This window comes from Dorea sp. AM58-8, assembly GCF_003464045.1.
Lineage (GTDB): Bacteria > Bacillota > Clostridia > Lachnospirales > Lachnospiraceae > Claveliimonas > Claveliimonas ammoniilytica.
Genome location: NZ_QSDM01000007.1, coordinates 96,858 through 120,929 on the forward strand (window position 1 = coordinate 96,858; position 24,072 = coordinate 120,929).

General features: G+C 41.7%; 23 protein-coding genes, 1 pseudogene, 1 riboswitch and 1 other annotated feature. Of the genes and pseudogenes, 20 read left to right on the top strand and 4 right to left on the bottom strand.

The genetic code is table 11. The features are described 5' to 3' along the window. Positions 1-20: 20 nt before the first annotated feature. Positions 21-124, top strand: a riboswitch (THF riboswitch). Between the two features lie 64 nt (positions 125-188). From DXA18_RS07285 to DXA18_RS07345, 12 genes are all read left to right on the top strand, one after another. Further along, positions 189-749: a folate family ECF transporter S component gene (locus DXA18_RS07285; RefSeq protein ID WP_118383332.1), complete on the top strand. Its 561-nt coding sequence runs from the start codon at positions 189-191 to the stop codon at positions 747-749. A gap of 123 nt (positions 750-872) precedes the next feature. Then, a complete protein-coding gene (locus tag DXA18_RS07290; protein ID WP_118383333.1) occupies positions 873-1,304 on the top strand; it encodes a MarR family winged helix-turn-helix transcriptional regulator in 432 nt (143 codons plus the stop codon). A gap of 373 nt (positions 1,305-1,677) precedes the next feature. Next, positions 1,678-1,965 carry a DUF2325 domain-containing protein gene (locus DXA18_RS07295; RefSeq protein WP_118383334.1) on the top strand — a complete coding sequence of 96 codons (288 nt, stop codon included), beginning with the start codon at positions 1,678-1,680 and terminating at the stop codon, positions 1,963-1,965. Positions 1,966-2,141: 176 nt separating this feature from the next. Next, positions 2,142-2,990 (top strand): thymidylate synthase, encoded by an 849-nt coding sequence (gene thyA, locus DXA18_RS07300; protein WP_118383335.1) that lies wholly within the window; start codon positions 2,142-2,144, stop codon positions 2,988-2,990. Positions 2,991-3,027: 37 nt separating this feature from the next. Next, a complete protein-coding gene (locus tag DXA18_RS07305) occupies positions 3,028-3,516 on the top strand; it encodes a dihydrofolate reductase (RefSeq protein WP_118383336.1) in 489 nt (162 codons plus the stop codon). 5 nt (positions 3,517-3,521) lie between these two features. Continuing rightward, the gene (locus DXA18_RS07310; protein ID WP_118383337.1) at positions 3,522-4,727 is read left to right on the top strand and encodes a glycosyltransferase family 4 protein; all 1,206 of its coding nucleotides are present in this window, start codon (positions 3,522-3,524) and stop codon (positions 4,725-4,727) included. Between the two features lie 84 nt (positions 4,728-4,811). Next, positions 4,812-5,081: a binding site (T-box leader), on the top strand. A gap of 78 nt (positions 5,082-5,159) precedes the next feature. Continuing rightward, on the top strand, positions 5,160-6,881 hold the full coding sequence (gene ilvB / locus DXA18_RS07320) for a biosynthetic-type acetolactate synthase large subunit (protein ID WP_118383339.1): 1,722 nt from the start codon (positions 5,160-5,162) through the stop codon (positions 6,879-6,881). Positions 6,882-6,921: 40 nt separating this feature from the next. Next, a complete protein-coding gene (gene ilvN, locus DXA18_RS07325) occupies positions 6,922-7,434 on the top strand; it encodes an acetolactate synthase small subunit (RefSeq protein ID WP_118383340.1) in 513 nt (170 codons plus the stop codon). A 303-nt stretch (positions 7,435-7,737) separates the two neighbouring features. After that, positions 7,738-8,763: a branched-chain amino acid aminotransferase gene (locus DXA18_RS07330; RefSeq protein WP_118383341.1), complete on the top strand. Its 1,026-nt coding sequence runs from the start codon at positions 7,738-7,740 to the stop codon at positions 8,761-8,763. A 137-nt stretch (positions 8,764-8,900) separates the two neighbouring features. After that, a complete protein-coding gene (locus DXA18_RS07335) occupies positions 8,901-9,278 on the top strand; it encodes a GntR family transcriptional regulator (protein ID WP_118383342.1) in 378 nt (125 codons plus the stop codon). Beyond that, complete coding sequence (locus DXA18_RS07340) at positions 9,278-10,120, top strand: ABC transporter ATP-binding protein (RefSeq protein WP_118383343.1); 843 nt, start codon at positions 9,278-9,280, stop codon at positions 10,118-10,120. The genes DXA18_RS07335 and DXA18_RS07340 overlap by 1 nt, the downstream gene beginning before the upstream one ends. A gap of 2 nt (positions 10,121-10,122) precedes the next feature. Beyond that, on the top strand, positions 10,123-10,779 hold the full coding sequence (locus DXA18_RS07345; protein ID WP_118383344.1) for an ABC-2 transporter permease: 657 nt from the start codon (positions 10,123-10,125) through the stop codon (positions 10,777-10,779). Between the two features lie 41 nt (positions 10,780-10,820). Here DXA18_RS07345 and DXA18_RS07350 read toward each other — a convergent pair whose 3' ends face one another. Continuing rightward, a complete protein-coding gene (locus DXA18_RS07350; protein ID WP_118383345.1) occupies positions 10,821-11,441 on the bottom strand; it encodes a TetR/AcrR family transcriptional regulator in 621 nt (206 codons plus the stop codon). 177 nt (positions 11,442-11,618) lie between these two features. On the opposite strand from DXA18_RS07350, the gene DXA18_RS07355 reads away from it, so the two are divergent. The 7 genes from DXA18_RS07355 (at position 11,619) to DXA18_RS15640 (ending at position 20,630) form a co-directional block, all read left to right on the top strand. Then, positions 11,619-13,760: an efflux RND transporter permease subunit gene (locus tag DXA18_RS07355; RefSeq protein ID WP_118383346.1), complete on the top strand. Its 2,142-nt coding sequence runs from the start codon at positions 11,619-11,621 to the stop codon at positions 13,758-13,760. A gap of 53 nt (positions 13,761-13,813) precedes the next feature. Further along, positions 13,814-16,090 carry a hypothetical protein gene (locus DXA18_RS07360; protein WP_118383347.1) on the top strand — a complete coding sequence of 759 codons (2,277 nt, stop codon included), beginning with the start codon at positions 13,814-13,816 and terminating at the stop codon, positions 16,088-16,090. 291 nt (positions 16,091-16,381) lie between these two features. Continuing rightward, complete coding sequence (locus tag DXA18_RS07365) at positions 16,382-16,711, top strand: cupin domain-containing protein (protein ID WP_118383348.1); 330 nt, start codon at positions 16,382-16,384, stop codon at positions 16,709-16,711. A 59-nt stretch (positions 16,712-16,770) separates the two neighbouring features. Then, positions 16,771-17,538 carry a class I SAM-dependent DNA methyltransferase gene (locus tag DXA18_RS07370; protein WP_118383349.1) on the top strand — a complete coding sequence of 256 codons (768 nt, stop codon included), beginning with the start codon at positions 16,771-16,773 and terminating at the stop codon, positions 17,536-17,538. A 61-nt stretch (positions 17,539-17,599) separates the two neighbouring features. Further along, a complete protein-coding gene (gene hslO, locus DXA18_RS07375; protein WP_118383350.1) occupies positions 17,600-18,484 on the top strand; it encodes an Hsp33 family molecular chaperone HslO in 885 nt (294 codons plus the stop codon). Positions 18,485-18,540: 56 nt separating this feature from the next. Next, the gene (locus DXA18_RS07380; protein WP_118383351.1) at positions 18,541-20,457 is read left to right on the top strand and encodes an NAD(+) synthase; all 1,917 of its coding nucleotides are present in this window, start codon (positions 18,541-18,543) and stop codon (positions 20,455-20,457) included. Positions 20,458-20,480: 23 nt separating this feature from the next. Beyond that, positions 20,481-20,630: a hypothetical protein gene (locus tag DXA18_RS15640; RefSeq protein WP_158567104.1), complete on the top strand. Its 150-nt coding sequence runs from the start codon at positions 20,481-20,483 to the stop codon at positions 20,628-20,630. Between the two features lie 315 nt (positions 20,631-20,945). Here the strand turns inward: DXA18_RS15640 and DXA18_RS07385 are convergent, their stop codons facing one another. The 3 genes from DXA18_RS07385 to DXA18_RS07395 all read right to left on the bottom strand — a co-directional run bounded on the left by DXA18_RS07385 (position 20,946) and on the right by DXA18_RS07395 (position 23,161). Further along, positions 20,946-21,626, bottom strand: a complete 681-nt coding sequence (locus DXA18_RS07385; RefSeq protein ID WP_004612634.1) for a hypothetical protein — start codon at positions 21,624-21,626, stop codon at positions 20,946-20,948. Between the two features lie 80 nt (positions 21,627-21,706). Next, positions 21,707-22,225 carry a hypothetical protein gene (locus DXA18_RS07390; protein WP_004612633.1) on the bottom strand — a complete coding sequence of 173 codons (519 nt, stop codon included), beginning with the start codon at positions 22,223-22,225 and terminating at the stop codon, positions 21,707-21,709. 264 nt (positions 22,226-22,489) lie between these two features. After that, a complete protein-coding gene (locus tag DXA18_RS07395) occupies positions 22,490-23,161 on the bottom strand; it encodes a helix-turn-helix domain-containing protein (RefSeq protein WP_109273688.1) in 672 nt (223 codons plus the stop codon). 538 nt (positions 23,162-23,699) lie between these two features. Here DXA18_RS07395 and DXA18_RS07400 point away from each other — a divergent pair. Next, positions 23,700-24,072: pseudogene (locus DXA18_RS07400) on the top strand (replication initiation factor domain-containing protein); the annotation flags it as partial.

Consider the following 24,072-nt stretch of genomic DNA (forward strand, 5'->3'; position numbering starts at 1 on the left):
AACAAAATAGAATTAAGAAACGCAGAGTAGGAATATGCGCGTCAAGTGCCAGCCGGACGGGGAGTTGTCGGTAGGACGAAAAGTGAAAGAATCACTTGCGGTGCACATTCCGCATCCCGCTGCTACACATAACGGTAAATACCTGCTATGAGTAGTTTTACGGGCTACTGCAAAGGAGGTATTTTTTTATGAGCAATTTGACCAAATTATTTCGAGACTCCTTTCATGAGCTGAAAGACGTAAAGGCGTTGGCAACGACAGCAATGCTTCTTGCAATTGCTGTCGTGTTAGGGTTCTACACCCTTCAGGTGACGGATTTCATTAAGATTGGTTTTGCATTTATTGCAGATGAGATGACCGGCATGATGTTTGGACCTGTAGTCGGTGGACTGATGGGAGCTGCAGCGGATATCGTGAAATATCTGGTACGTCCGACGGGAGCATTTTTCCCTGGCTTTACCATCAGCGGAGCACTGAGTGGTGTGATCTACGGAGTGATTCTGTACAAGAAACCACTTAGCATTAAGCGAATCGCATTGGCGAATGGACTGGTAATGATCTTTGTAAATATCTGCCTGAATACATACTGGCTGACATTATTATACGGTCAGGCATTTATGGCAATTCTTCCGGCGCGCGTGATTAAGCAGATTGTATTATTCCCAATCTATGTGGCATTATTTTATGGTGTAAGTAAGATTATGGGAAAAGCGCATCTCTTTACTATGGTAAAAGGAGAACGTGCATAAAGCTTTTACAGATGTATAAAATTGCAGGTGTGAAGAATTCTGAAAGATGTTCTTGATTTTCAGAAAAAAATATAGCATACTATCTATAGGGTGTATAATTTTTAATTAAGAAAGGGTGATAGTATGCAGGAGAGATTACCTGTAGGCTTCCTTTTCAAGCAGATTAATACCGTATACGAGAAAGATATCAATAACCAGCTTAAGGGAATTGGAATTACATCTTCTCAGTGTGAGGTATTGGATTATCTGTTCCATTGTGATAAGGAAGAAGTGAATCAAAGAGACATTGAGAAAGCGTTGAACCTGAAGAATCCTACCGTGACCGGACTCTTACAGAGGCTGGATGAGAAGGGGTATGTACTGATCGTACCGAATGCTAAGGATAAGAGAAAGAAGAACGTGTATCTCACAGAAAAGGCATATGATATTCAGCGAAGAATGGAAGCAGACCGGAGACGGATCGATAAGAACCTGACGCTGGGAATGACCAGAAGGGAAGTGCAGGCACTCCAGAAGATGCTGAATCGCGTATTATATAATGTAAGTGATGTGTAATGACAAGAGGTTTTGTCCAAGAGGGCGAAGCCTCTTTTTTATGATGCCAGAGTCAAAAGGTCTTTCATCCACATGAGCTTGCTCATAAGTGGATGAGACCTTGGGACTCGCCCCGATATGAGCTTAAAAGCGGGATGATAATCCCGCGATATGCGAATAGCGGATAGGATTGTGGGAGTGTGTAACACAGAACAATCCGTTGGCATCATATGGAAGCAACAGTTCTATCCACATGAGCTTGCAAATTAATCATGTTAAAGTACAGAAGTGAGAAAACACTATCATTAAGCATATTGCAATACATGCATTCCTATGATAAACTTTTAAATGTAAATGAGAATCGATTTCAATATTAAAGAATAGAGGTTGATATATGAGCGTTGTAATTATTGGTGGAAATGAATGTATGGAAAGACAGTATAAGAAGATCTGCGAAAAGCATAAATGTAAGGCAAAAGTATTTACCAGAATGAAAGGTAATCTGAAGACGCAGATCGGACAGCCGGATCTTGTGATCCTGTTCACGGCAACCGCGGCGCACAAAATGGTAAAATGCGCGATCAAAGAAGCACAGCGTTCCGGATCAAGAATTGAGAGAATCCACAGCAGCAGTGCAAGTGCACTGGAAGGTGTGCTGGCAGAATGTGTAGCAGCTAATTAATTACTCCTTTGTGATAAATCATTATGAAAAGGACATATCCGCTTTTGGATGTGTTCTTTTTATGTTACAATAATTAAAATGCCAGTGGGAGTGCGTAGCATAAAGCGATCCGCAGGCATCATAGTTGGGGCTTTTGCCTCAAACGCCATATTAATATTCAAGGAGGACATAGATACATGAGTTATGCTGATAGAGTGTTTATAGATATGTGCCGTGACATTATTGACAACGGCACCAGTACGGAAGGTGAAAAGGTGCGCCCGGTGTGGGAGGATGGTACCAGTGCTTATACGGTCAAGAAGTTTGGTGTGGTGAACCGTTATGATCTGTCTAAGGAATTTCCGGCGTTGACACTTCGAAGAACTGCGATTAAGAGCTGTACGGATGAGATGCTCTGGATCTGGCAGCAGAAGTCGAACAATATCCATGATCTGCATTCGCATGTCTGGGACAGCTGGGCAGATGAGAATGGTTCTATTGGCAAAGCGTACGGATATCAGCTTGGTGTGAAGCATCAGTACAAGGAAGGTATGATGGATCAGGTTGACCGTGTAATCTATGATCTGAAGAATAATCCATACAGCCGTCGTATTATGACTAATATGTATGTACATCAGGATCTGCATGAGATGGCACTCTATCCATGTGCTTACAGTATGACATTTAATGTGACCAAGGATAAAGACAGCGATAAGCTGACGCTGAATGCGGTGCTGAACCAGCGCTCCAGTGACGTGCTGACTGCCAATAACTGGAATGTATGCCAGTATGCGGTATTGCTGCATATGCTGGCGCAGGTATGTGATATGAAGGCAGGCGAACTGGTGCACATGATTGCTGACGCACATATTTATGACAGACACATTCCGATGGTTGAGGAATTAATCAGCAGAGAACCGCTGCCGGCACCGAAGTTCTGGCTGAACCCGGACATTAAAGACTTTTATCAGTTTACAAGGGATGATGTAGCATTGATTGATTATGAGACGCATGAACAGATTAAGAATATTCCGGTAGCAGTATAAGATGCAACATAGAATAGATAAGAAAGGATGACGAGAAATGAATTTGATCGTAGCAGTAGATAAGAACTGGGCAATTGGATATGGTAACAAGCTGTTGGTAAGCATTCCGCAGGACATGAAGTTTTTCCGTGAGACCACAAGCGGTAAAGTGGTTGTAATGGGAAGAAAGACTCTGGAAAGTTTCCCGGGAGGACAGCCACTTAAGAAACGCACCAATATTGTACTGACTGGGAATCCAAATTATGAGGTGAAAGATGCAGTGGTAGTGCATGATATTGATTCCCTTCTGGAGGAATTAAAGCAGTATCCGGCAGAAGATGTTTACGTGATCGGCGGCGAGAGTGTGTATCGGGCCTTGCTTCCGTATTGCGATAAGGCATATGTGACAAGGATCGATCATGCATATCTTGCAGATACGTATTTTCCAAATCTGGATGAAGATCCGGAATGGAAAATGACTAAAGTCAGCGACGAGCAGACCTATTTTGATCTGGAATATGTATTTACAATTTACGAACGGGTATAGAGAATATGAAGATTTTGACGATTACGGCACAGAAACCACATAGCACGGGCAGCGGTTTTTACCTTACAGAAATGGTAAAAGGTTTTGCGGCTCTCGGACATGAGCAGGCGGTATTGGCAGGCGTATACAGGGAAGATACGGTGGATTTTCCGGCTGGAACAGTGTTTTATCCGGTACATTTTAAAACAGAAGAACTCCCATTTCCTATTGCGGGAATGTCGGATGAGATGCCTTATGAAAGCACCATATATGGTCAGATGAACGAAGAAATGGTGGAACGGTTCAAAGCTTCTTTTGCATCTTCAATTCGAAAGGCGGCAGAGGAGTTCCGACCGGATCTGGTGATTTGTCATCATCTGTATCTGGTGACATCCATTGCCAGAGAGGTGCTGCCGGAATGCCGGGTATGTGGATTCTGCCATAATACGGATCTCAGACAGATGAAAAAGATTCCACTGGAACGGGAATATATCCGAACACAGATTCCGAAACTGGATGCGGTCTATGCACTGCATGAGGAGCAGAAGAAAGAGATTATGGAGATATATCCGGTAGAGGAAACGAAGATCACAGTTGTGGGCAGTGGATATAATGCATCCGTATTTCACAGGCTCAGTCAGCCGGAAGTTTCGGAAGAAAAGAACGACAAGCATTCATATCGCATTATTTATGTTGGTAAGATTGCGGAAAAGAAAGGCGTGGAAAGTCTGGTGCGAAGTCTTCGGTATCTGCATATGAATGCAGACGAACTGGAAGTGGATCTGGTGGGAGGTGCCGGCAATCATGAAGAGTATCAACGGATATTGAGGCTCGCGGAAGAATCCAGGTATCCTGTGCATTTGCTGGGAAGACTTTCGCAGGCTGATCTGGTAGCATCTTATAATCGAAGTGATTTGTTTGTGCTGGCATCCTACAGCGAAGGACTGCCGCTTACTATAATAGAAGCAATGGCGTGTGGCTGTAAGGTGATCGTAACGGATCTTCCGGGCATCCGTCCCTGGGTAAGCGCAAATGTGGAGAATGCTCCGATATTATATCTGGAGCCGCCGGAGATGGTGAATACAGATGATCCGATTTCAGACAGCCTGGAGAAGTTTGAAAAACGACTGGCGCAGTTGATTGAAGAGAGCAGAAAGATGCCATATCAGGGAGTTCCGGATCTGAGTCGGATTTCATGGGAGAATATTTGTCGCAAGGTGCTGTGTTATTAATAAAACGAAGGTTGACAATACAGAGGGCATCGAGATATAATAATTTCAATAACAGTTCGGAGCGATTAAGGTTCTGAATCATTGATAAATGCTATGACAGGGAGGAGTACATAAGTAGCCAGAAGCCAAGAGAGAAGATGGGTGGTGTGAATCTTCAAGATGGACTTATGGAAGTAGCCCTTGAGCAGTGGATTGAACGCTGTCATAATTATAATAAGACGGTTAGTAGGTTTCAACGCAGTTCCAGCGTTATGGGGAGCGGTATCGGATGCCGGGGGCATTCTGTACTGACAGAGAGCAGAGATGATATCTCTGAAATTAGGTGGTAACACGGATAGTATATTCGCCCTAAGCGTTAGCTTAGGGCGTTTCTTTTTCGTAATATTTACCGGTTATGAGAGGCAGGATACAGAGATAAGGAGGTATACGTATATGAGAAAAATCAGTGGAAATAAGCTGCTTGTAAAGGCACTGAGAGAAGAGGGTGTGGATACATTATTTGGATATCCGGGAGCCTGTACTATTGATATCAGTGATGAATTATATAAGCAGGATTACACGAAAGTGATTCTTCCAAGACAGGAGGTAGCACTGGTTCATGAGGCAGATGCTTATGCAAGATCGACAGGAAAGGTGGGCGTGTGTCTGGTGACCAGCGGGCCTGGCGCAACGAATCTGGTGACAGGACTTGCTACCGCTTATTATGACAGTGTACCGTTGGTATGTTTTACCGGACAGGTATCAAGACCTTTGATCGGTAATGATGCATTTCAGGAAGTAGACATTGTTGGTATAACCAGAAGTATTACCAAGTATGGAGTCATGGTTAAGAATCGTGATGATCTGGGACGGATTATCAAAGAGGCATTTTACATTGCGAGATCCGGAAGACCGGGACCGGTTGTTATTGATCTTCCAAAGGATGTAATGGCTGAACTTGGTGATCCGGAGTATCCGTCAGAAGTTAATATCCGCGGTTATAAGCCGAATACGATGGCGCATGTGGGACAGTTAAAACGTGCGATGAAGATGTTGAATAAAGCGAAACGCCCATTATTCCTGGTAGGTGGCGGTGTGAAGATTTCACATGCTTCCGAAGAATTTACGGAACTGGTGAATATTACCAATGTTCCGGTTGTTACAACGGTCATGGGAAGAGGTGCGATTCCGACAAATCATCCATTATATATAGGAAATCTTGGTATGCACGGTGCGTATGCCTGTAATATGGCGGTCAGTGAATGTGATCTGTTGTTTTCAATCGGAACCAGATTCAATGACCGAATTACCGGTAAGCTGCATTCTTTTGCACCGAAAGCGCAGATCATTCATATTGATATTGACACAGCAGCAATTTCTAAGAACGTAAAAGTCGATGTACCGATCGTTGCAGATGCAAGAGATGCACTGACCAGAATGCTGGAATATGTAGAACCTTGTGAGACAAAACAGTGGATAGAGCAGATTGGGGCATGGAAGGAAGAACATCCGCTGGCTGCAAAAGAGAAGCCGATCATGACTCCGAAGGATATTATCGAGACTATTAACCGGGTATTTGATGAGCTGATCCTGGTAACGGATGTGGGACAGCATCAGATGTTTACAGCGCAGTTTGCGGAGATTACAGAAAAGAAACAGCTCTTGATGTCCGGTGGACTTGGAACTATGGGATACGGTCTCCCAGGTGCTATTGGAGCAAAAATCGGTAATCCTGATACTCCGGTCGTATCCATTTCCGGAGACGGTGGTATGCAGATGAATATCCAGGAGTTAGCAACAGCTGTACTGGAAGAATTACCGATTATTTCCTGCATTTTCAATAATAATAATCTGGGCATGGTACGCCAGTGGCAGAAGTTATTCTATGGAAAGAGATATTCCATGACCTGTCTTCATTCCGGAGCAGCCTGCCGCGGTAAATGCGGAGAGGTGGAATGCCCACCGTATACACCTGATTTTATCAGGCTGGCAGAGAGCTATGGTGCAAAGGGAATCCGTGTAACGAAGAAAGAGGATATTGAACCGGCGTTCCGCGAAGCAATGAAGAGTAAAAAGACACCATATATTATCGAATTTGAGATTGATCCGGAAGATCTGGTGTATCCGATGGTAGAGCCGGGCGGTACACTTCGCGACCTGATTATGGATTGCTAATGTATGACGGTAAATCAGTAGTGGAAGGGAGATAAACGGTATGACACATAATACAATGAAGAAAAGATGGATATCCCTGTTCGTAGAGAATCAGGCAGGTGTACTTTCCAAGATTTCCGGACTGTTTTCAGGTAAAGCCTATAACCTGGACAGTCTGACTGTAGGTACAACGGAAGACCCTACGGTATCGCGTATGACCATCGTGACCATTGCAGACGATGAGACTTACGAACAGATTAAAAAACAGCTCAATCGTATGATCGAAGTAATCAAGGTGATTGATTTTACAGATACATTCGTATGGATGAAAGAGATCATGTACGTCAAGGTGCGCAGATGTGACACTGCCGATAAGGCAGAATTGTTTCAGATCGCTGAGACTTTCAAGGGCAGAGTGGTAGACTATGGAAAAGACAGTGTATTGCTGGAATTTGTTCAGAGCTTTACGAAGAATGATGCAGTAGTGAATCTGATGAAAGAAGAGTTTAACAGTATCGAAGTCGTACGCGGTGGAAGTGTCGGAATCGAGTCTATCAGTATGATGGAGAAATAGTGTGGTGAGGAAATTCAGAACTCGCCACGCCAATTCGCAAAATCTGTCATCGTTGATGCCAGACGCAACAGAGTTGCTTGCTATTTTGCTCATTTGTGTGGCGGCAGCTCTATCCAGAGCTGTACATGGTATAAAATGAATCCATTTTTGTGCAAGCACAATCGGATTCATTTTATACCAGTAGTTCTGAATAGCTGACCTGTTATAAATAAAACCGAGCGCACTCTTGAATTTTGCTATTAATGGTATTATAATGACTTTATTAAATGAAATGACTAGTTACAGAACGGAGGAATGATAATCATGGAAAAGAAGAATATTGACTGGTCTAATATTGGTTTTGGTTATGTGCAGACAGATAAGAGATATGTTGCAAATTATAAAGATGGAGCATGGGACAAAGGTGCTCTTACAGATGATCCTAACATTGTAATGAATGAATGTGCCGGTGTACTTCAGTACGCACAGACATGTTTTGAAGGTCTGAAGGCATATACGACAGAGGATGGACACATTGTTACATTCCGTCCGGATCTGAATGCTGAGCGTCTGATGGATTCTGCAGCACGTCTTGAGATGCCGCAACTTCCAAAAGAGCAGTTTATTGATGCGGTTGATCAGGTGGTTAAGGCTAATGCCGGATATGTACCACCGTATGGATCAGGAGCTACCTTGTATATTCGCCCATATATGTTTGGTATTAACCCTGTTATCGGTGTGAAGCCGGCAGATGAGTATCAGTTCCGTATGTTCTGTACTCCGGTAGGTCCATACTTCAAGGGTGGCGCTAAGCCGATCACAATCAGAGTAAGTGATTTTGACCGTGCGGCACCGCATGGTACCGGACATGTTAAGGCCGGACTTAACTATGCAATGAGCCTTCATGCTATCGTAGATGCACATCAGCAGGGATATGATGAGAATGTATACCTGGATGCTGCTACAAGAACTAAGATTGAAGAGACGGGCGGAGCTAATATTATCTTCGTAACAAAAGATAATAAAGTAGTTACACCAAAGTCTGATTCTATTCTTCCATCTATTACGAGACGTTCTCTGATGTATGTCGCAGAGCACTATCTTGGTCTGGAAGTAGAGCAGAGAGAAGTATATCTGGATGAAGTAAAAGACTTCGCAGAATGCGGACTGTGTGGTACAGCAGCGGTTATTTCACCGGTAGGCAAGATCGTAGATCACGGTAAAGAGATCTGTTTCCCAAGCGGTATGGAAGAGATGGGACCTGTTACCAAGAAGCTGTATGAGACACTGACAGGTATCCAGATGGGCAGAATCGAGGCTCCCGAAGGATGGATTCACAGAATTCTGTAAGATATATGATTTGATTGCTAATAAGAAGAAAGTACAGAAATGTATTTTCTTCTTATTTTTTTCTGAAAACAAACAGCATATAACAGTTGACAACAGTTGGTTGCTGTTATATACTGTTTATACAAGGAGGCGATACAGTGAAGTTGATTATAAATAACTCCTCCATGCAGCCTATTTATGAACAGATCGTTTCGCAGATCAAGGCAGAGATCATGAAGGGAGCACTGAAGGAAGATACAGCACTTCCATCAGTCCGTGCATTGGCGAGAGAACTGAAAGTCAGTGCGTTGACGGTGAAGAAAGCATACGATGAACTGGAAGCAGAAGGCTTTGTCGTTACTGTTCATGGGAAAGGAAGCTATGTGTCCTGCGCAGGGCAGGAGATTATGCTGGAGGAACGGCGCAAAGAAGTGGAGAGTGATCTGGAACAGGCAATTCGCAAGGGAAGAAGCTGTGGCATGAGTAACCGGGAGATTATGGAAGTATTTCAGATTATATTGGAGGATCAGGGATAATGATAGAGATTAGACAGTTGCAGAAGAATTATCAGGATTTTCACCTGGATTGCTCGTTGCGGGTGGAAGATGGTATGATCACTGGATTAGCAGGGAAGAATGGGGCAGGAAAAAGTACGACATTTAAAGCAATACTGGGATTAATTCGTGCAGATGGCGGTGAAGTAGAGGTTTTTGGAAAGAAAGTAGCGGATCTTGGAAAGAAAGACCGGGAACAGATGGGCGTTGTTCTTTCAGATTCTGGAATTAGTGAATACTTGACCGTGGAGGATTTGATACCGGTTATGAAGAATCTGTATACAAAGTTTGATGAGAAATCATTTCGTGAACGATGTGAGCGTTTTAATCTTCCATGTCATAAAAAGATTAAGGATTTTTCGACCGGAATGAAGCGAAAACTCCAGATTAATCTGGCACTTTCCCATGAAGCAAAATTATTGATTCTGGATGAACCGACAGCCGGGTTGGATGTGAGTGCCAGGGAAGAACTTCTGGATATGCTGCGCGAATATATGGAGCCAGGAGATCGTTCGATTCTGATCAGTTCTCATATTGCAACAGACCTGGAAGGGTTCTGTGATGATATTTATCTGATCAATGATGGCAAGATTGTACTTCATGAAGACACGGATGTATTACTTGGTAAATATGGGGTATTGAAAGTGACGGAAGAACAATATTGGAAAATTGATCGGAAATATATGATTGCGGTCAGAAAGGAAGAATACGGATATCGATGCCTCACCAATGAAAAACAGTTTTATCTTGAAAATTATCCGGACATTGTTATAGAAAAAAGTGGTATTGATGAATTGATTCTTATGGAAAAGAAGGAGAAATAGATATGAAAGCAATGCTGATTAAAGATTGGAAGTTAATGAAAGGGCAGAAGCAGTTTATATATATCTTATGTATATTTCTGGCTGTGTTTGGAGCAACCAGTAATAATCTCGGATTTCTGATTTCTTATATGACATTGATGGCTACGATATTTAGTATATCAACAATCAGCTATGATGAATATAATAATGGGATGGTATATTTATTAGCACTTCCGATCAGCCGCAGGAAATATGTAGAGGAGAAATACTTATTTTGTTTACTGACATCTTTGATAGTGTCAGCAGTGTCTCTGATTGTTACTCTGGGCATTGGAATTGTCCGGTCAACCAATGCAACATCAGAAGATCTGGTGATCAGTGCGGCAGCAGCCCTGGGAATGGGTGCTTTGATATGTGGCTTTATGCTTCCAATACAACTCAAATTCGGACCGGAGAAAAGTCGAATTGCTATGGCAGTAATGGGAGCTGCATTTTTTGCAATCGTATATGTCATGGTGTGGATTGGTAAAAGAATGGGTACAGATATGGAAAATGTTCTTCAGAACTTTAACAATCTGTCAGAAGGGGTGGTAGCGGTCGGTGCAGTCGTGATATGTCTGGCAGTACTGCTAATATCAATATTTATCTCTGTTCATGTGATGGAAAAACGAGAATTTTAGATATGTTTGATTTAACAATGTACAACGAAAGAGGAAGCTGGTCAAGATATAGCTTCCTCTTTCGTTGTTATTCTGTGACTTTCAATAATCAATCGCACAGTTCGATAAAGGAAAGTCTTATATTCTTCAATTGGCAATGGCTCCTGATACAGAATAGAGTTGTATCCGGCAGAACCGGCAAGCTCAACAATGGTAAAGAGCATAACATCTACATTGTCATAACTGTAATCATCCTCTTCCACCAGTTCTATAAATTCGTCATAAATCTCGCTGTTATCGGACTCTCCGGTGAGGAGAGTATTACGCAGAGCACCCATAACCAGATTCTTAGATATGAAGTTCATAAGTGGCAGATCCTTTACCAATGTATTGATAATGTGATCAATGATAAAGATCAGCTGATTCTCCAGACCATTTACCTGAGCTTCTCGCATGGCTCTGCCTGCCTTTTGAAATAAATCGCTGGTCTTATGTGCTACTAATTTGTTCTTGATATCGTATTTGTCTTTAAAATACAGATAAAATGTCCCCTTTGCCACGCCTGCCTGTCTGACAATATCAGAGATGGCAGTTGCATTGGTGCCCTTTGTGGTAAAGAGCTCATATGCAGTGTTCAAAAGAGCTTCTCTTTTGTGTTTCTTGTTCTCATCCACTTTTCCCATAATAAATTACCTCTTAACGATAATTATAACCAATCAGATTCGGATTGCAAGTGGTTTTGGATAAAAATGACTAAAAGTCATATTTTTTTGAAGAAAGTATTGACTGATGGTCATTTTTAAGATATAGTGCTAATTGAATAAATGACTGATGGTCATAAAACGAAAGGAAGTCAGAGAATGGTTAAAGTTGGGAAGAAAATTGTTAAGTACAGAGTCGTTATTCTGATCCTGTCTGTTCTCCTGCTTATCCCATCTGCAATGGGATATTTTGGAACAAGGATTAATTACGATGTACTTACCTATCTGCCTGAGAATATTGAGACGATGAAAGGGCAGGACATTATGGTTAATGACTTTGGAACAGGTGCATTTTCCATGTTGATCGTGGATGGCATGGAAGATAAGGATGTTGCAAAGTTAAAAGAGAAGGTTGAAGATGTCGACCATGTAACAAAAGTATTGTGGTACGATTCCGTATCGGATATATCAATCCCAGAGAGCATGCTGCCAGATAAGTTCTATAAGGCATTTAATTCCGAGACAGGTACGATGATGGCAGTGTTCTTTGATGAATCCACATCAGCGGACAGTACGATGGATGCCATTACACAGATCCGCAAGATTGCGGGTAAGCAGTGCTTTATCAGTGGTATGTCAGCAATCGTTACAGATACCAGAGACTTAGCTGAGAAAGAGACACCGCTGTATGTATTGATTGCGGTAGTTCTGTCAATTATTGTCCTCAGTATTACAATGGATTCTTTTGTAATCCCGGTGTTATTCCTTTTGAGTATCGGAATGGCGATTGTGTATAACCTGGGAAGTAACTATTTCTTTGGAGAAATATCATATATTACAAAGGCACTTGCAGCGGTTTTGCAGTTGGGTGTTACGATGGATTATTCCATCTTCCTGATGCACAGTTATCAGGAACAGCAGGTGAGATATAATGGCGATAAAGAGCGTGCAATGGCACATGCTATTTCACAGACATTTTCATCTGTAATCGGTAGTTCCGTTACCACTATTGCAGGATTTTTCGCATTATGCTTTATGAGTTTTACTTTGGGAAAAGATATTGGTATTGTAATGGCAAAAGGCGTTGTACTTGGAGTGCTTGCATGTGTAACGATTCTTCCATCTATGATCCTGTGCTGTGACAAACTGATCGAGAAGACCAGCCATAAGCCGCTGATCCCGAACATTAACCGGCTGTCAGATAAGGTGACAAAGCACTATAAAGTATATGTATTATTATTCCTCATATTGTTACTCCCTGCTATTTATGGCAATAACCACACGGGCGTATACTACAATCTGGATGAGACACTGCCTAAGAATCTGCCGAGTATCGTTGCTAATGAGAAATTGAAAGACGATTATGATATGAACTCTACCCATATCCTTCTGGTAGACAGTTCTGTAGATTCAACAAGTGTTAATAAGATGCTGAAAGAGATTGATAAAGTTGACGGTGTAAAGTGGAGTCTTGGACTTGACAATATCGTTGGAGCTGGTATTCCATCAGATATGATTCCAAGCAAATTGACCAGTATGCTGAAGACGGATAAATATCAGATGATCATGATTAATTCTGTATATAAGACAGCATCGGATGAAGTTAATAACCAGGTAGATGAGATCAATAAGATCGTAAAGAAATACGATAAGGGAGCATTGCTGGTAGGTGAGGCACCTTTGACGAAGGACCTGATTGATATTACAGATACAGACTTTAAGATGGTAAGTGCAGTATCTATTGGTGTAATTTTTGTGATTATCCTGTTACTGTTTAAGTCCATCAGCCTTCCGATTATTCTGGTAGGTGTTATCGAATTTGCAATATTCGTAAATATGGGTATTCCTTATTACACAGGCACACAGCTTCCATTTGTAGCTTCCATTGTAATCGGTACCATTCAGCTGGGAGCAACCGTTGACTACGCAATTCTGATGACGACCAGATATCGCAGAGAGCGAAGCCGCGGCGCAAGCAAACATGATGCGATCACTACAGCACATAAGGTATCGGCACAGTCTATTATCGTCAGTGCGCTGAGTTTCTTCGCAGCAACGTTTGGTGTAGGTATGTACTCTAACATTGATATGATTAGTTCATTGTGTGTATTGATGGCACGAGGCGCAATCATCAGTATGATTGTAGTAGTATTCATCTTGCCATCTATGTTCATGGTATTTGATAAAGTCATCGTAAAGACCAGTAAGGGATTTCTTCCACAGTCTGGCGATGATAATAAGAAGAATCAGAATAATAATGATAACAGTAATGATGCTCTTACAGATGGAGCACAGGCATAACAGGAGGTTACGGATATGAACAAGAAGAAAAATATGAGAAGAATGGCTGGAGCATGGCAGTTGTAGTAGCTGCCGGTGCAGCTGGAACTTGTGGATATCAGAGAAGTGCGATTACTGCAAAGGCAGCTGAGGTAGATACTGAAAAGCTGGAACAGGTAGCAGAAAACGCACTGTCCACCAAGAGTGATGATACAGAAGAAACAGGAACAACAAAGGAAGAATCTGTATATGTAAAAGCCGATCCATCCGGTAAAGTAAAGAAGACAACCGTAACAGAATGGCTGAAGAATACAGGAAATGGTAAATTGTCAGATACTTCTGATCTGAGTGATATCAAGAATATCAAAGGTGATGAGGAATACAAAGAGTCTGGCGACGAACTGAGCTGGGAAGCAGTCGGCGATGACATTTACTATCAGGGAACTACAGACAAGGAACTCCCGGTAGGTGTAAAGATCAGCTACAAGCTGGATGGAAAAGACATCAGCGCCGAGGATCTGCAGGGCAAAGATGGTAAGGTAGAGATCCATATCAAGTACTCTAACACATCCAAGTCTACACAGGATGTAAATGGAGCAAGTGAGGAAGTATTTACACCATTTACCATGATCACAGCAATGTTGCTGCCAGCAGATCAGTACGAGAATGTACAGATCGACAATGGTAAAGTCATCTCTGATGCAGAACGTCAGATTGTAGTAGGACTGGGATTCCCGGGACTGAATGATAACCTGAAACTGGAAGACAGTGATCTGGAGCTTCCGGAAGAAGTAACGATTACAGCAGATGTTAAGAATGCAACGGTAGAGCCATCTATCACAGTCGCTACTACAGACTTCTTACAGGATCTGGATACAGATAATATTGATGATTTCAGCGACCTGAGCAATTCTATCGATGAGTTGAAAGATGCAACTAATCAGCTGGTAGATGGATCGAAAGAAGCTGCAGATGGTGCAAGCCAGCTGGCAGACGGAGCCGGAACACTGAAGAACGGTACAGCAGCACTTGCAACAGGTGCTAATACATTGGTAGCAAAAGTCCCAACACTGGTACAGGGCGTGACAGCACTGGATAATGGTGCAAGCGATATCCAGGGAGGTCTGAAGACATTACAGGCATCTGTAGATCATAAGAAAGATGTAACCAATCCGAAAGATCAGTCTGGACTGGTAGAAGGTGCAGCAGATTTGAGCACAGGTGTGAATGATTATACGAATAACGTGGCAGCACTGAAAGCCGGAATGGAAGCAACGAGTGAAAAACAGCCTAAGTCATTGATGCAGGGTGGAAGTGAACTGGCAGCAGGCGCAAAAGCACTGCAGGCTGGTGTTGAAACATTAAGTACTAATTTAGGAACATTGACAGGGTATACAGACAGTGCGAATAAGAATGCATCAACAACAGCAACTAAGGCAGCAACTCTTGCAAACACTGTAGCAGGACTTACGGCTACAGCGAATGTGGCAGATATTAATGTGACCAAGACAGCAACGTTCGATGACGGTGAGTTGAGAACAGCGTTGAAAAATGAGGGAGTTGCAGATGAGAATATTGACGCAGCAGTGAATGCTGTAAAGAAAGTGGGAGCAACGGTTACTGTTACAAAAGCTGATTTGGATGGTAAAGTAACAGCATCCGTAAATGGACTTGCAGGCGCAACGGAATTGGCAAATGAGACTGCACAGGTGGCTGGAAATGCAGCAACAGATGCTGCTTATGCAGATGGAACGGCAAAAGGAATCCAGACAGCTGTAGACAAGGGCGATGGAACAGAGAAAAATCCAGTAGGACTTGTGAAATCTTCAAAAGCAGTGGCAGATGGAGCGGCAACAGTTAATGGTGGACTTCAGAGTGTAAATACGAATCTGGGATTATTAACATCTAATAATACAAAGCTTCAGACCGGAGCAGCAGCATTATCTGTAGGATCACAGAAGGTATCCGCAGGTGTTGCTGAGTTAGCAGCTGGATCTGATGAGCTGAAAGCCGGAACAAGTACTCTTGCAGCCGGAGCAAGCGTTCTTGCAAGCGGAGCTACACAGCTTGGCTCAGGAGCAACAGCACTGGATGAGGGAACAGGCACATTGAAGACTGGTGCAGGCGCACTTGCGGCTGGCAATGAGACATTGGCAGAAGGTATGGCTGAGTATAAGGCAGAGGCGATTGATAAGCTGACATCACTCTTTGATGGAGATATTGCAAATGTGACAACCAGACTGAAAGCTATTACAGATGCAGGTAAGGGTTACAAATCATTCGCAGGAATTAAGTCTGATATGAGCGGACGCACAAAGTTCATCATCGAGACAGAGGGAATTGACGACTAATATCATCGAAAATATATGGCACATGGAGATGTCGGGAAATCAGCAATGGTTTCCCGATGTTTTACTTTACAGGAAATTGCTTTCCTGTAAAGAAAAAACCGCTCCGCGAGGATGCGCACTGCGGCGGATAAGGTAGATGTCGCAAGCGACCGCCGCAGGCGCGAGAATGTGCCAAGGCACATTCTTTGTTCTGGTTATATATTTCTTAACTAATAGAGTTGATATATGAATTTATTCTGTGTTAAGATAAAAAACACGTGGAATAATCAATATTAGGAGGAAATTATAATTATGGTTGGATATAAGAATATTGATAAAAAAGCGAAATTAGAATTAAGAGATCAGCTGACTTATCAGCAGGGACAGGTAGTCAGCAAGACTCTGGTACAGAATGATGCAGTCAGCGTGACATTATTTGCATTTGAGAAGGACGAAGAGATCAGCACACATGAGTCTGGCGGAGATGCGATGGTAACCGTACTGGAGGGAACAGGAAGATTCACGATTGAAGGAGATGTATTTATCCTTCATGAGGGTGAGACGATCATCATGCCTGCAAAGAAACCGCATGCAGTATACGGAGAAGAGCGCTTTAAGATGATTCTTACTGTTGTATTCTAGCGGATTGATTATGAATGACAGAACAGATAGTATAGATATTATACGAGTGAGGAAATAATATGGAAGCATATACAAGCTTTGCGGAAGTTTATGATACTTTCATGGATAATGTACCTTATGAAGAATGGGCAGAATACCTGGCAGAACTGCTTCAGGAATATGATATTGAAGATGGACTGGTATTGGATCTTGGATGTGGAACCGGAAGTCTTACTGAGATCCTGGCTACAAAGGGGTATGACATGATTGGCGCAGATGGATCAGCAGAGATGTTGGAAATTGCCATGGAGAAGAAAGCACAGAGTGGTCATGACATCTTGTATTTGTTGCAGGATATGCGAGAATTTGAACTTTATGGTACGGTACGTGCTGTGGTAAGTGTCTGTGATTGTGTGAATTATATTACAGATGAGAAAGAACTGGAGCAGGTATTCCGTCTGGTGAATAATTATCTGGATCCGGAAGGTATATTTATTTTCGATTTTAATACAGAGTACAAATACAAAGAGATTCTGGGTGAACAAACCATCGCGGAAGATCGTGAGGATTGTAGTTTTATCTGGGATAATTATTATTATGAAGACGAAAGCATGAATGAGTACGAGCTGACACTCTTTATTAAAGAGCAGGACAGCAACCTGTACCGCAAATACCAGGAAATGCATTATCAAAAAGCCTATACATTGGATGCAATGCGGGAGCTTGTAGAGTGGTCAGGACTGGAATTTGTGACTGCTTATGATGCCTATACGAGAAAGGCGCCGACAGAGACCAGTGAACGTATCTGTGTGGTAGCAAGAGAACATGGGAAGGGTGTTCCGAATTAGATGTGCAGGTATAATTTAAAGATAGATTAGATCAAGGACAGAAGAGAAAGGAGTTTTTTATATGACAGATTATATTGTCAGAGCGACAGCGGCAGATGGACAGATCCGTGCATTTGCAGCTTATACAAAAGATGTAGTAGAGGAAGCGAGAAGGCGTCATAATACCAGTCCTACTGCGACGGTAGCATTGGGACAGTTGCTGACAGCTGGTACAATGATGGGAGCTATGATGAAGAATGATACCGATATTCTTACATTGCAGATCCGCTGCGACGGACCATTAGGAGGTCTTACCGTAACAGCTGATAATCAGGGTAATGTCAAAGGATATGCAGTTCATCCGGATGTGGATGTACCGGTAAAGAATGGACAGATCAATGTGGCTGATGCATTGGATCTTGGTGTGCTGAATGTTATTAAAGATATGGGACTGAAAGAGCCATACGTGGGACAGACCATTCTGGAGACCAGTGAGATCGCAAAGGATCTGACATATTATTACATGAATTCAGAGCAGGTTCCATCTTCTGTAGGACTTGGCGTGTTGATGAACAAAGATAACACAGTAAAATGTGCAGGTGGATTTATCATTCAGCTGATGCCATTTGCAGAAGATGCAACGATCGATAAGCTGGAAGAGAACCTGAAGAATGTAACATCTGTTACAGAGCTGCTGGATCATGGATGTACACCGGAAGGACTGCTGGAAGCACTTCTTGGCAATCTTGGAATTGAAGTTCTGGATACACTTCCGACACAGTTCCACTGCAACTGTTCAAAAGAGCGTGTGGAAAAGGCGGTTGCCAGTGTTGGACGTGAGGATCTCCAGGCAATGATCGATGATGGTGAAGATATTGAAGTGAAGTGCGATTTCTGTAACAGCACTTACAAATATACAGTGGATGAGCTGAAAGAGATTCTGAAAGAGAGCAACGAAGAAGAGTAAATTGAATAAGACTTGCATGAGAGATTGCTGCAAAAGCAATAGACAAGGAGAAAGGCATGAAACAGGGATTTGTAAAGGTTGCAGCAGTGACACCGTATATCCGTGTTGCTGATGTGGAGTTTAACAAGGAACAGATCTGCAGGAAAATGGATGAAGCGGCAGCGTCTGGAGCGAAGATTATCGTATTTCCGGAGCTCTGCGTGACAGGCTATACATGTAGTGATCTGTTTACACAGGATGTACTTTTGGATCATGCAAGAGAGGTTTTAACAGAGATTGCAGCGCATACCAGAGATATGGATGCGCTGGTATTTGTGGGCGCACCGCTGGCAGTAGATGGGGAACTGTATAATGTGGCTGCGGCTATGAATCATGGGAAGATTCTTGGACTGACAACGAAGACATTTTTGCCGAATTACGGAGAATTCTATGAGATGCGTCAGTTCAGAGAAGGACCGGAAAAGGCCAGAGAGATTGAATTTGATGGGGAAATGGTGCCGTTTGGACCAAAGATCCTATTTACTGCAAAGCAGATGGAACATCTGATTGTGGCAGCTGAGATCTGTGAAGATGTATGGTCGCCGGTGCCGCCAAGCATCGAAGCAGTACGAGAAGGTGCAACAGTGATCGTGAACTGTTCCGCCAGTGATGAGACAATCGGAAAGGCAACATATCGTGAAAGCCTGATTGAGGGTCAGTCAGCAAGACTGATCGCAGGATATATTTACTCCAATGCAGGAGAAGGGGAATCCACTACGGATCTGGTATTTGGCGGACACAATCTGATTGCGGAGAATGGCACAATTCTGGCGGAAAGCAAACGGTTCGAGAATGGAATCATCTATTCAGAGATTGATGTGAATCGTCTGATGAGCGAGCGGAGAAAGAATACGACATTTAAGACAGCAAAGGAACGTACGCTGACGCGTGTGCCGTTTGATATCGAGATTACAGAGACAGAGCTGACCCGTGTATTTCCGTCGCGTCCGTTTGTGCCGAGTGAGAACAGAGAACGAGCAAAGCGTTGTGAAGAGATTCTGACCATTCAGGCAATGGGGCTGAAAAAGAGATTGGAGCATACCCATGCAAAATGTGCGGTGGTTGGTATTTCCGGTGGACTGGATTCTACACTGGCTCTGCTTGTGACGGCAAAAGCATTTGATGCTCTTGGATTAGACAGAAAGCACATTATTTCTGTGACTATGCCATGTTTTGGAACCACAGACCGTACCTATAATAATGCATGCAAGATGTCATTATCACTGGGCGCGGAGCTTCGTGAAGTACCGATCGCAGCAGCGGTTATGCAGCATTTCAAAGATATCGGTCATGATCCGGAAGATCACAGCGTAACCTATGAGAACAGCCAGGCGAGAGAGCGTACCCAGGTCATTATGGATATTGCCAATGCCAATGGCGGTATGGTCATCGGTACCGGTGATATGTCAGAACTGGCACTTGGCTGGGCAACTTATAATGGAGATCACATGTCGATGTATGGTGTAAACGCATCTGTACCAAAGACACTGGTACGCCATCTGGTGCAGTATTATGCAGATACGACAGATGATAAGGAACTGCAGGAGGTTCTGTACGATGTGTTAGATACACCGGTAAGTCCGGAACTTTTGCCGCCAAAAGATGGCAAGATCGCACAGAAGACGGAAGACCTTGTAGGACCATACGAACTGCATGACTTCTTCCTGTATTATTTTCTGCGTTTTGGATATGCACCGTCCAAAATCTATCGGATTGCAAAGTATTCATTCGCAGGAGAATACGATGACGAGACCATATATAAATGGCTCAGAACCTTCTGCTGGCGATTCTTCGCGCAACAGTTCAAGCGTTCCTGTCTGCCGGATGGACCGAAGGTCGGAACCGTAGCATTGTCTCCGAGAGGAGACTGGCGTATGCCGAGTGACGCATGCGTGGCAAGCTGGATGCGGGATCTGGAGCAGGTAGTAAGATAATTTGTGAAATATGAGGTGTTCATGTGAGAAAAATAACTTGTTATCTGTTCCTTATCCTCATAATGCTGATCGTGACAGGTTGCGGTTATACGAGAGAAGAGAAAAAAGCGATGAAACGTTATGAAAAACAGGGACGTGAAAATGCGAAGAATTATATCAAATTTTATATCTGATTTTTGATTATCCGCATAAATACAATACTTTCAAGCATTTTGACGTATAGGAAAACATTCATTTTACCACGAATTTACCACGATTGAATAAGCCTTGATATGACCTATAAAATAACACTCAAAAGACATCATTATACCTAAATGGTGTCTTTTAAAAAGCAGTCAATCCTAAGACCAACTGCTTTGTATAATGGATATGAAGTTGTCAAACTGGAATTTTTTGCTAACATTATACTTCATCATCCCAAATCAAAGAACGCCTACTCATATACTAACAAAATAGCATTTTATTATATGATATAGAATTTACAACTTTTAAAAGTTATCATCAAACTCTTTGTTTTCTGTATTCTTTTTTAAAGCGATCCATAAAACTATAAAAAAGAGGACATATACAATCATTCCCACCACAGTTGATTCCTGAGCATATTTTGTTGACAAATTTAGCAGTCCTTGTTCTTCTCCAATCTCTTTTATAATATCAAAATCTGCAAACTTCTCCATCCAATGTCTTAACTGCCATAGGTAATAAATGATTACAGCAAAATATATACCCGCAATTCCTCCTAATCCCAAAGTACAATTTTTCATAGATTTATTCCACAAAATTTTTTTCTTCGCAACACAGACATATAAAACAAAAATAATAGCACTTCCAAAAATAAGGATTCCCATTTCCATCATAAATGCTGTAACAATCAAATTTCCTGAAAATTTCGTAAAGTGTTCTATAATAGCGTCCAGCCCCATTTTTAAACATGCTGAAATTAAACCGAACACAACTCCAGTAAATCCAAGTTTTAAATAATTTTCATTTTCTATTTTAATAGCTAAATACAACATAGTGCTATAAAGCATCCACAAAATAAAAGATGCTATAAATAATTTATCAAAATACCCCCACGCCATATAAGGCACACCTACCAACCACTTTGAAAGCAGTCCAAATAAAATGGTTGATATGGTTACGATTGTTAAATTTTTACTATTTACCATTTGCCAAACCTTCTTTACTTATTTTGATAATTGCTTAGTGACATATTGCTTCATACTTTTTGATAAATTGTAAAGCAATATTATTCTCCTGTTTTTTTGTTACAAGTCACTTCTATCCAATATACTACATAAGCACATAAAAATATTGCAACTGGAATAAAAGATAACGGTTCAACATAATTTACAAGCTCTGATATGCCCGTAAAAAACGCATATTCTGTTTCAGACTGTGGGAAAATGACAGCATAACCATATGAATGTGATAAAAGTGTAATAATAAATGGTATTACAACACATACTGAAACTGCCATAATCGTATTCAAGACACCTAAAATAGTAGACTTGCTTGAATGTTCAAATATCTTCTTCTTTGAAAGAAACCACAATAAGATAAATACAATTCCGATTACAATAAATTCTCCAATTTGGTAAAAATTAAGAACGCTATTTTCTAATATTATTTCCCCATATCCGAGCATGGACTTTAAGAAAATTTTGGGTTGTAAACAAATAACCAACCCTAGAACTATATAGAGAACAAAAACAGCCATAGAAACATTCAGCATATTCTTAACAATTTTTTGTTTTTTCTCATTCATAAAATAATACCTCCTTGCAACACTTAATGTCTATGCTAATATAATTTTGTTATCCATATTATAACAGTTCCATATATCCGCCACAATAAAAATCAGCATACCCTTTAAATATTTTCTGCGTTGAACATACACATTTTTCCTTTCTTCCTCTTGATTACCAATCACAGAAAAGAAAAAGCCCTGTCAAGAGCCTTGCCACCATTGGTGGTGCTTTGCACTCTTTACGGGGCTTTTTGTTTGCTGTATCTTCCATGCAAGAGGAAATTAAAGACCTCTGTTCCATTTCGCCTTTAGATAATCTTCATAATTTCCCTCGTTAAAGTCTACTTGTGGAGAAGTATTAGGAATGTTTTTTCTGTTATCTATATCTGCAAGTTGACGGAATATCCAGTCATCATAAGGGTTGTGATATTTGTATTCTTTCGGCTGTTCTCTGTATCGGTCTAACCCTCTCATTTCCTTATGCACTTTCATCATGCGTTCTATTTTTTGTCGTTGTATCAACTGTTTGATTTCCATAAGTTCTTCAATTTCTACAACCTCATTAGAAAGATAATTACTGATGTATCTAATCAATATGGTTTCCATGTAAAATCTGTATTCGTTTTCATTATCGAAAAATTCATTTTCAGACAGATAATCTAAAGAAACATTGAAGTCTTGTTCCCGTTTGATAATATCCATAATATATGGCTCGGTATGGTCGATATACTTCCATTCTCCCGACAATAATTCATTGGGCGTTACACCCAGCACGTCCATTATCTTCTCTAATGTATCAAAGGTAGGATAATTCACACCACGTTCAATCTTGGAAAGGCTCTGCATATTGATACCGATTTTGTCCGCAAGTTCCTGTTGTTTCATTCCTCTGTGTTTTCTTATGGTCTGTATGTTTTCTCCTAAGAAACTGATTTTCTTTTCATAATGCTCCATAACTTAGTATAACCGCTCCTTTCGTTGCTTCTCTTGGTATTTATAAGCATATCATACTTAATATATATCCAAAAGTCAACAAAAATTTCTTGACAAGTAATTCTAATGGCGTTATTATCGTATCAGATGGAGTGATTAAGCACGCTAGGGTCAATCACACGCTTGAGTAAGCATAGAGAAGATATATTTTCGCTTTGATAGCATGAATAAGCATGGACTGTCAGACCGAAAATAGTGGTTTCCAAAAGGGGCTGGCTGGACGGGGCACGTCCCCCAGACGTGTTCGGACAGACAGTTCCTTTTGGAAAGGGAACGCCTTTCGGCGTTCGTAAAGGGCGTATATGTAACACCGCCCTGCGTATACATGTCATAGTACCTAGAAACTGTGATAAATAAAGGAAAAAACACAATTTTTACCCCGCAAAAAAAACGGGGCATACGAAAGGAGAAATGCACTATAACTACACACAAAAATTTATCCGTTAAGATTGATTACATCAGCATTGTATTTGATACTGTAACCGCTGAAGATGTAATCATGCACATTTTAGGTTTACCAACTGATATTTTTAATGTCTATCCGGCAAGCGTTAAATTCAAGACGTATCAAGCACGCTGGCAGATTGGAGATATTTATGTATCGGGGGACGCAAGAAAGACAGAGGACAACCCACAGGGGCTAGGCTGTTATCTTGTTATGACTGGCAGAGGTTGTGATGATATTTTCCGTATTCTCGACAGTAGGAATTATACTTTTGGGGATATGTTCCGACGCTGTGAGCGAAGATACGGACTGGATAATTTCCACTTCACAAGGCTTGATATTGCCATTGACGATAAAAACGAAAAGCCATTTTTTACCATAGAGCAGATAAAGAAGAAATGCGAAAAAGAGGAATTTATCTCGAATA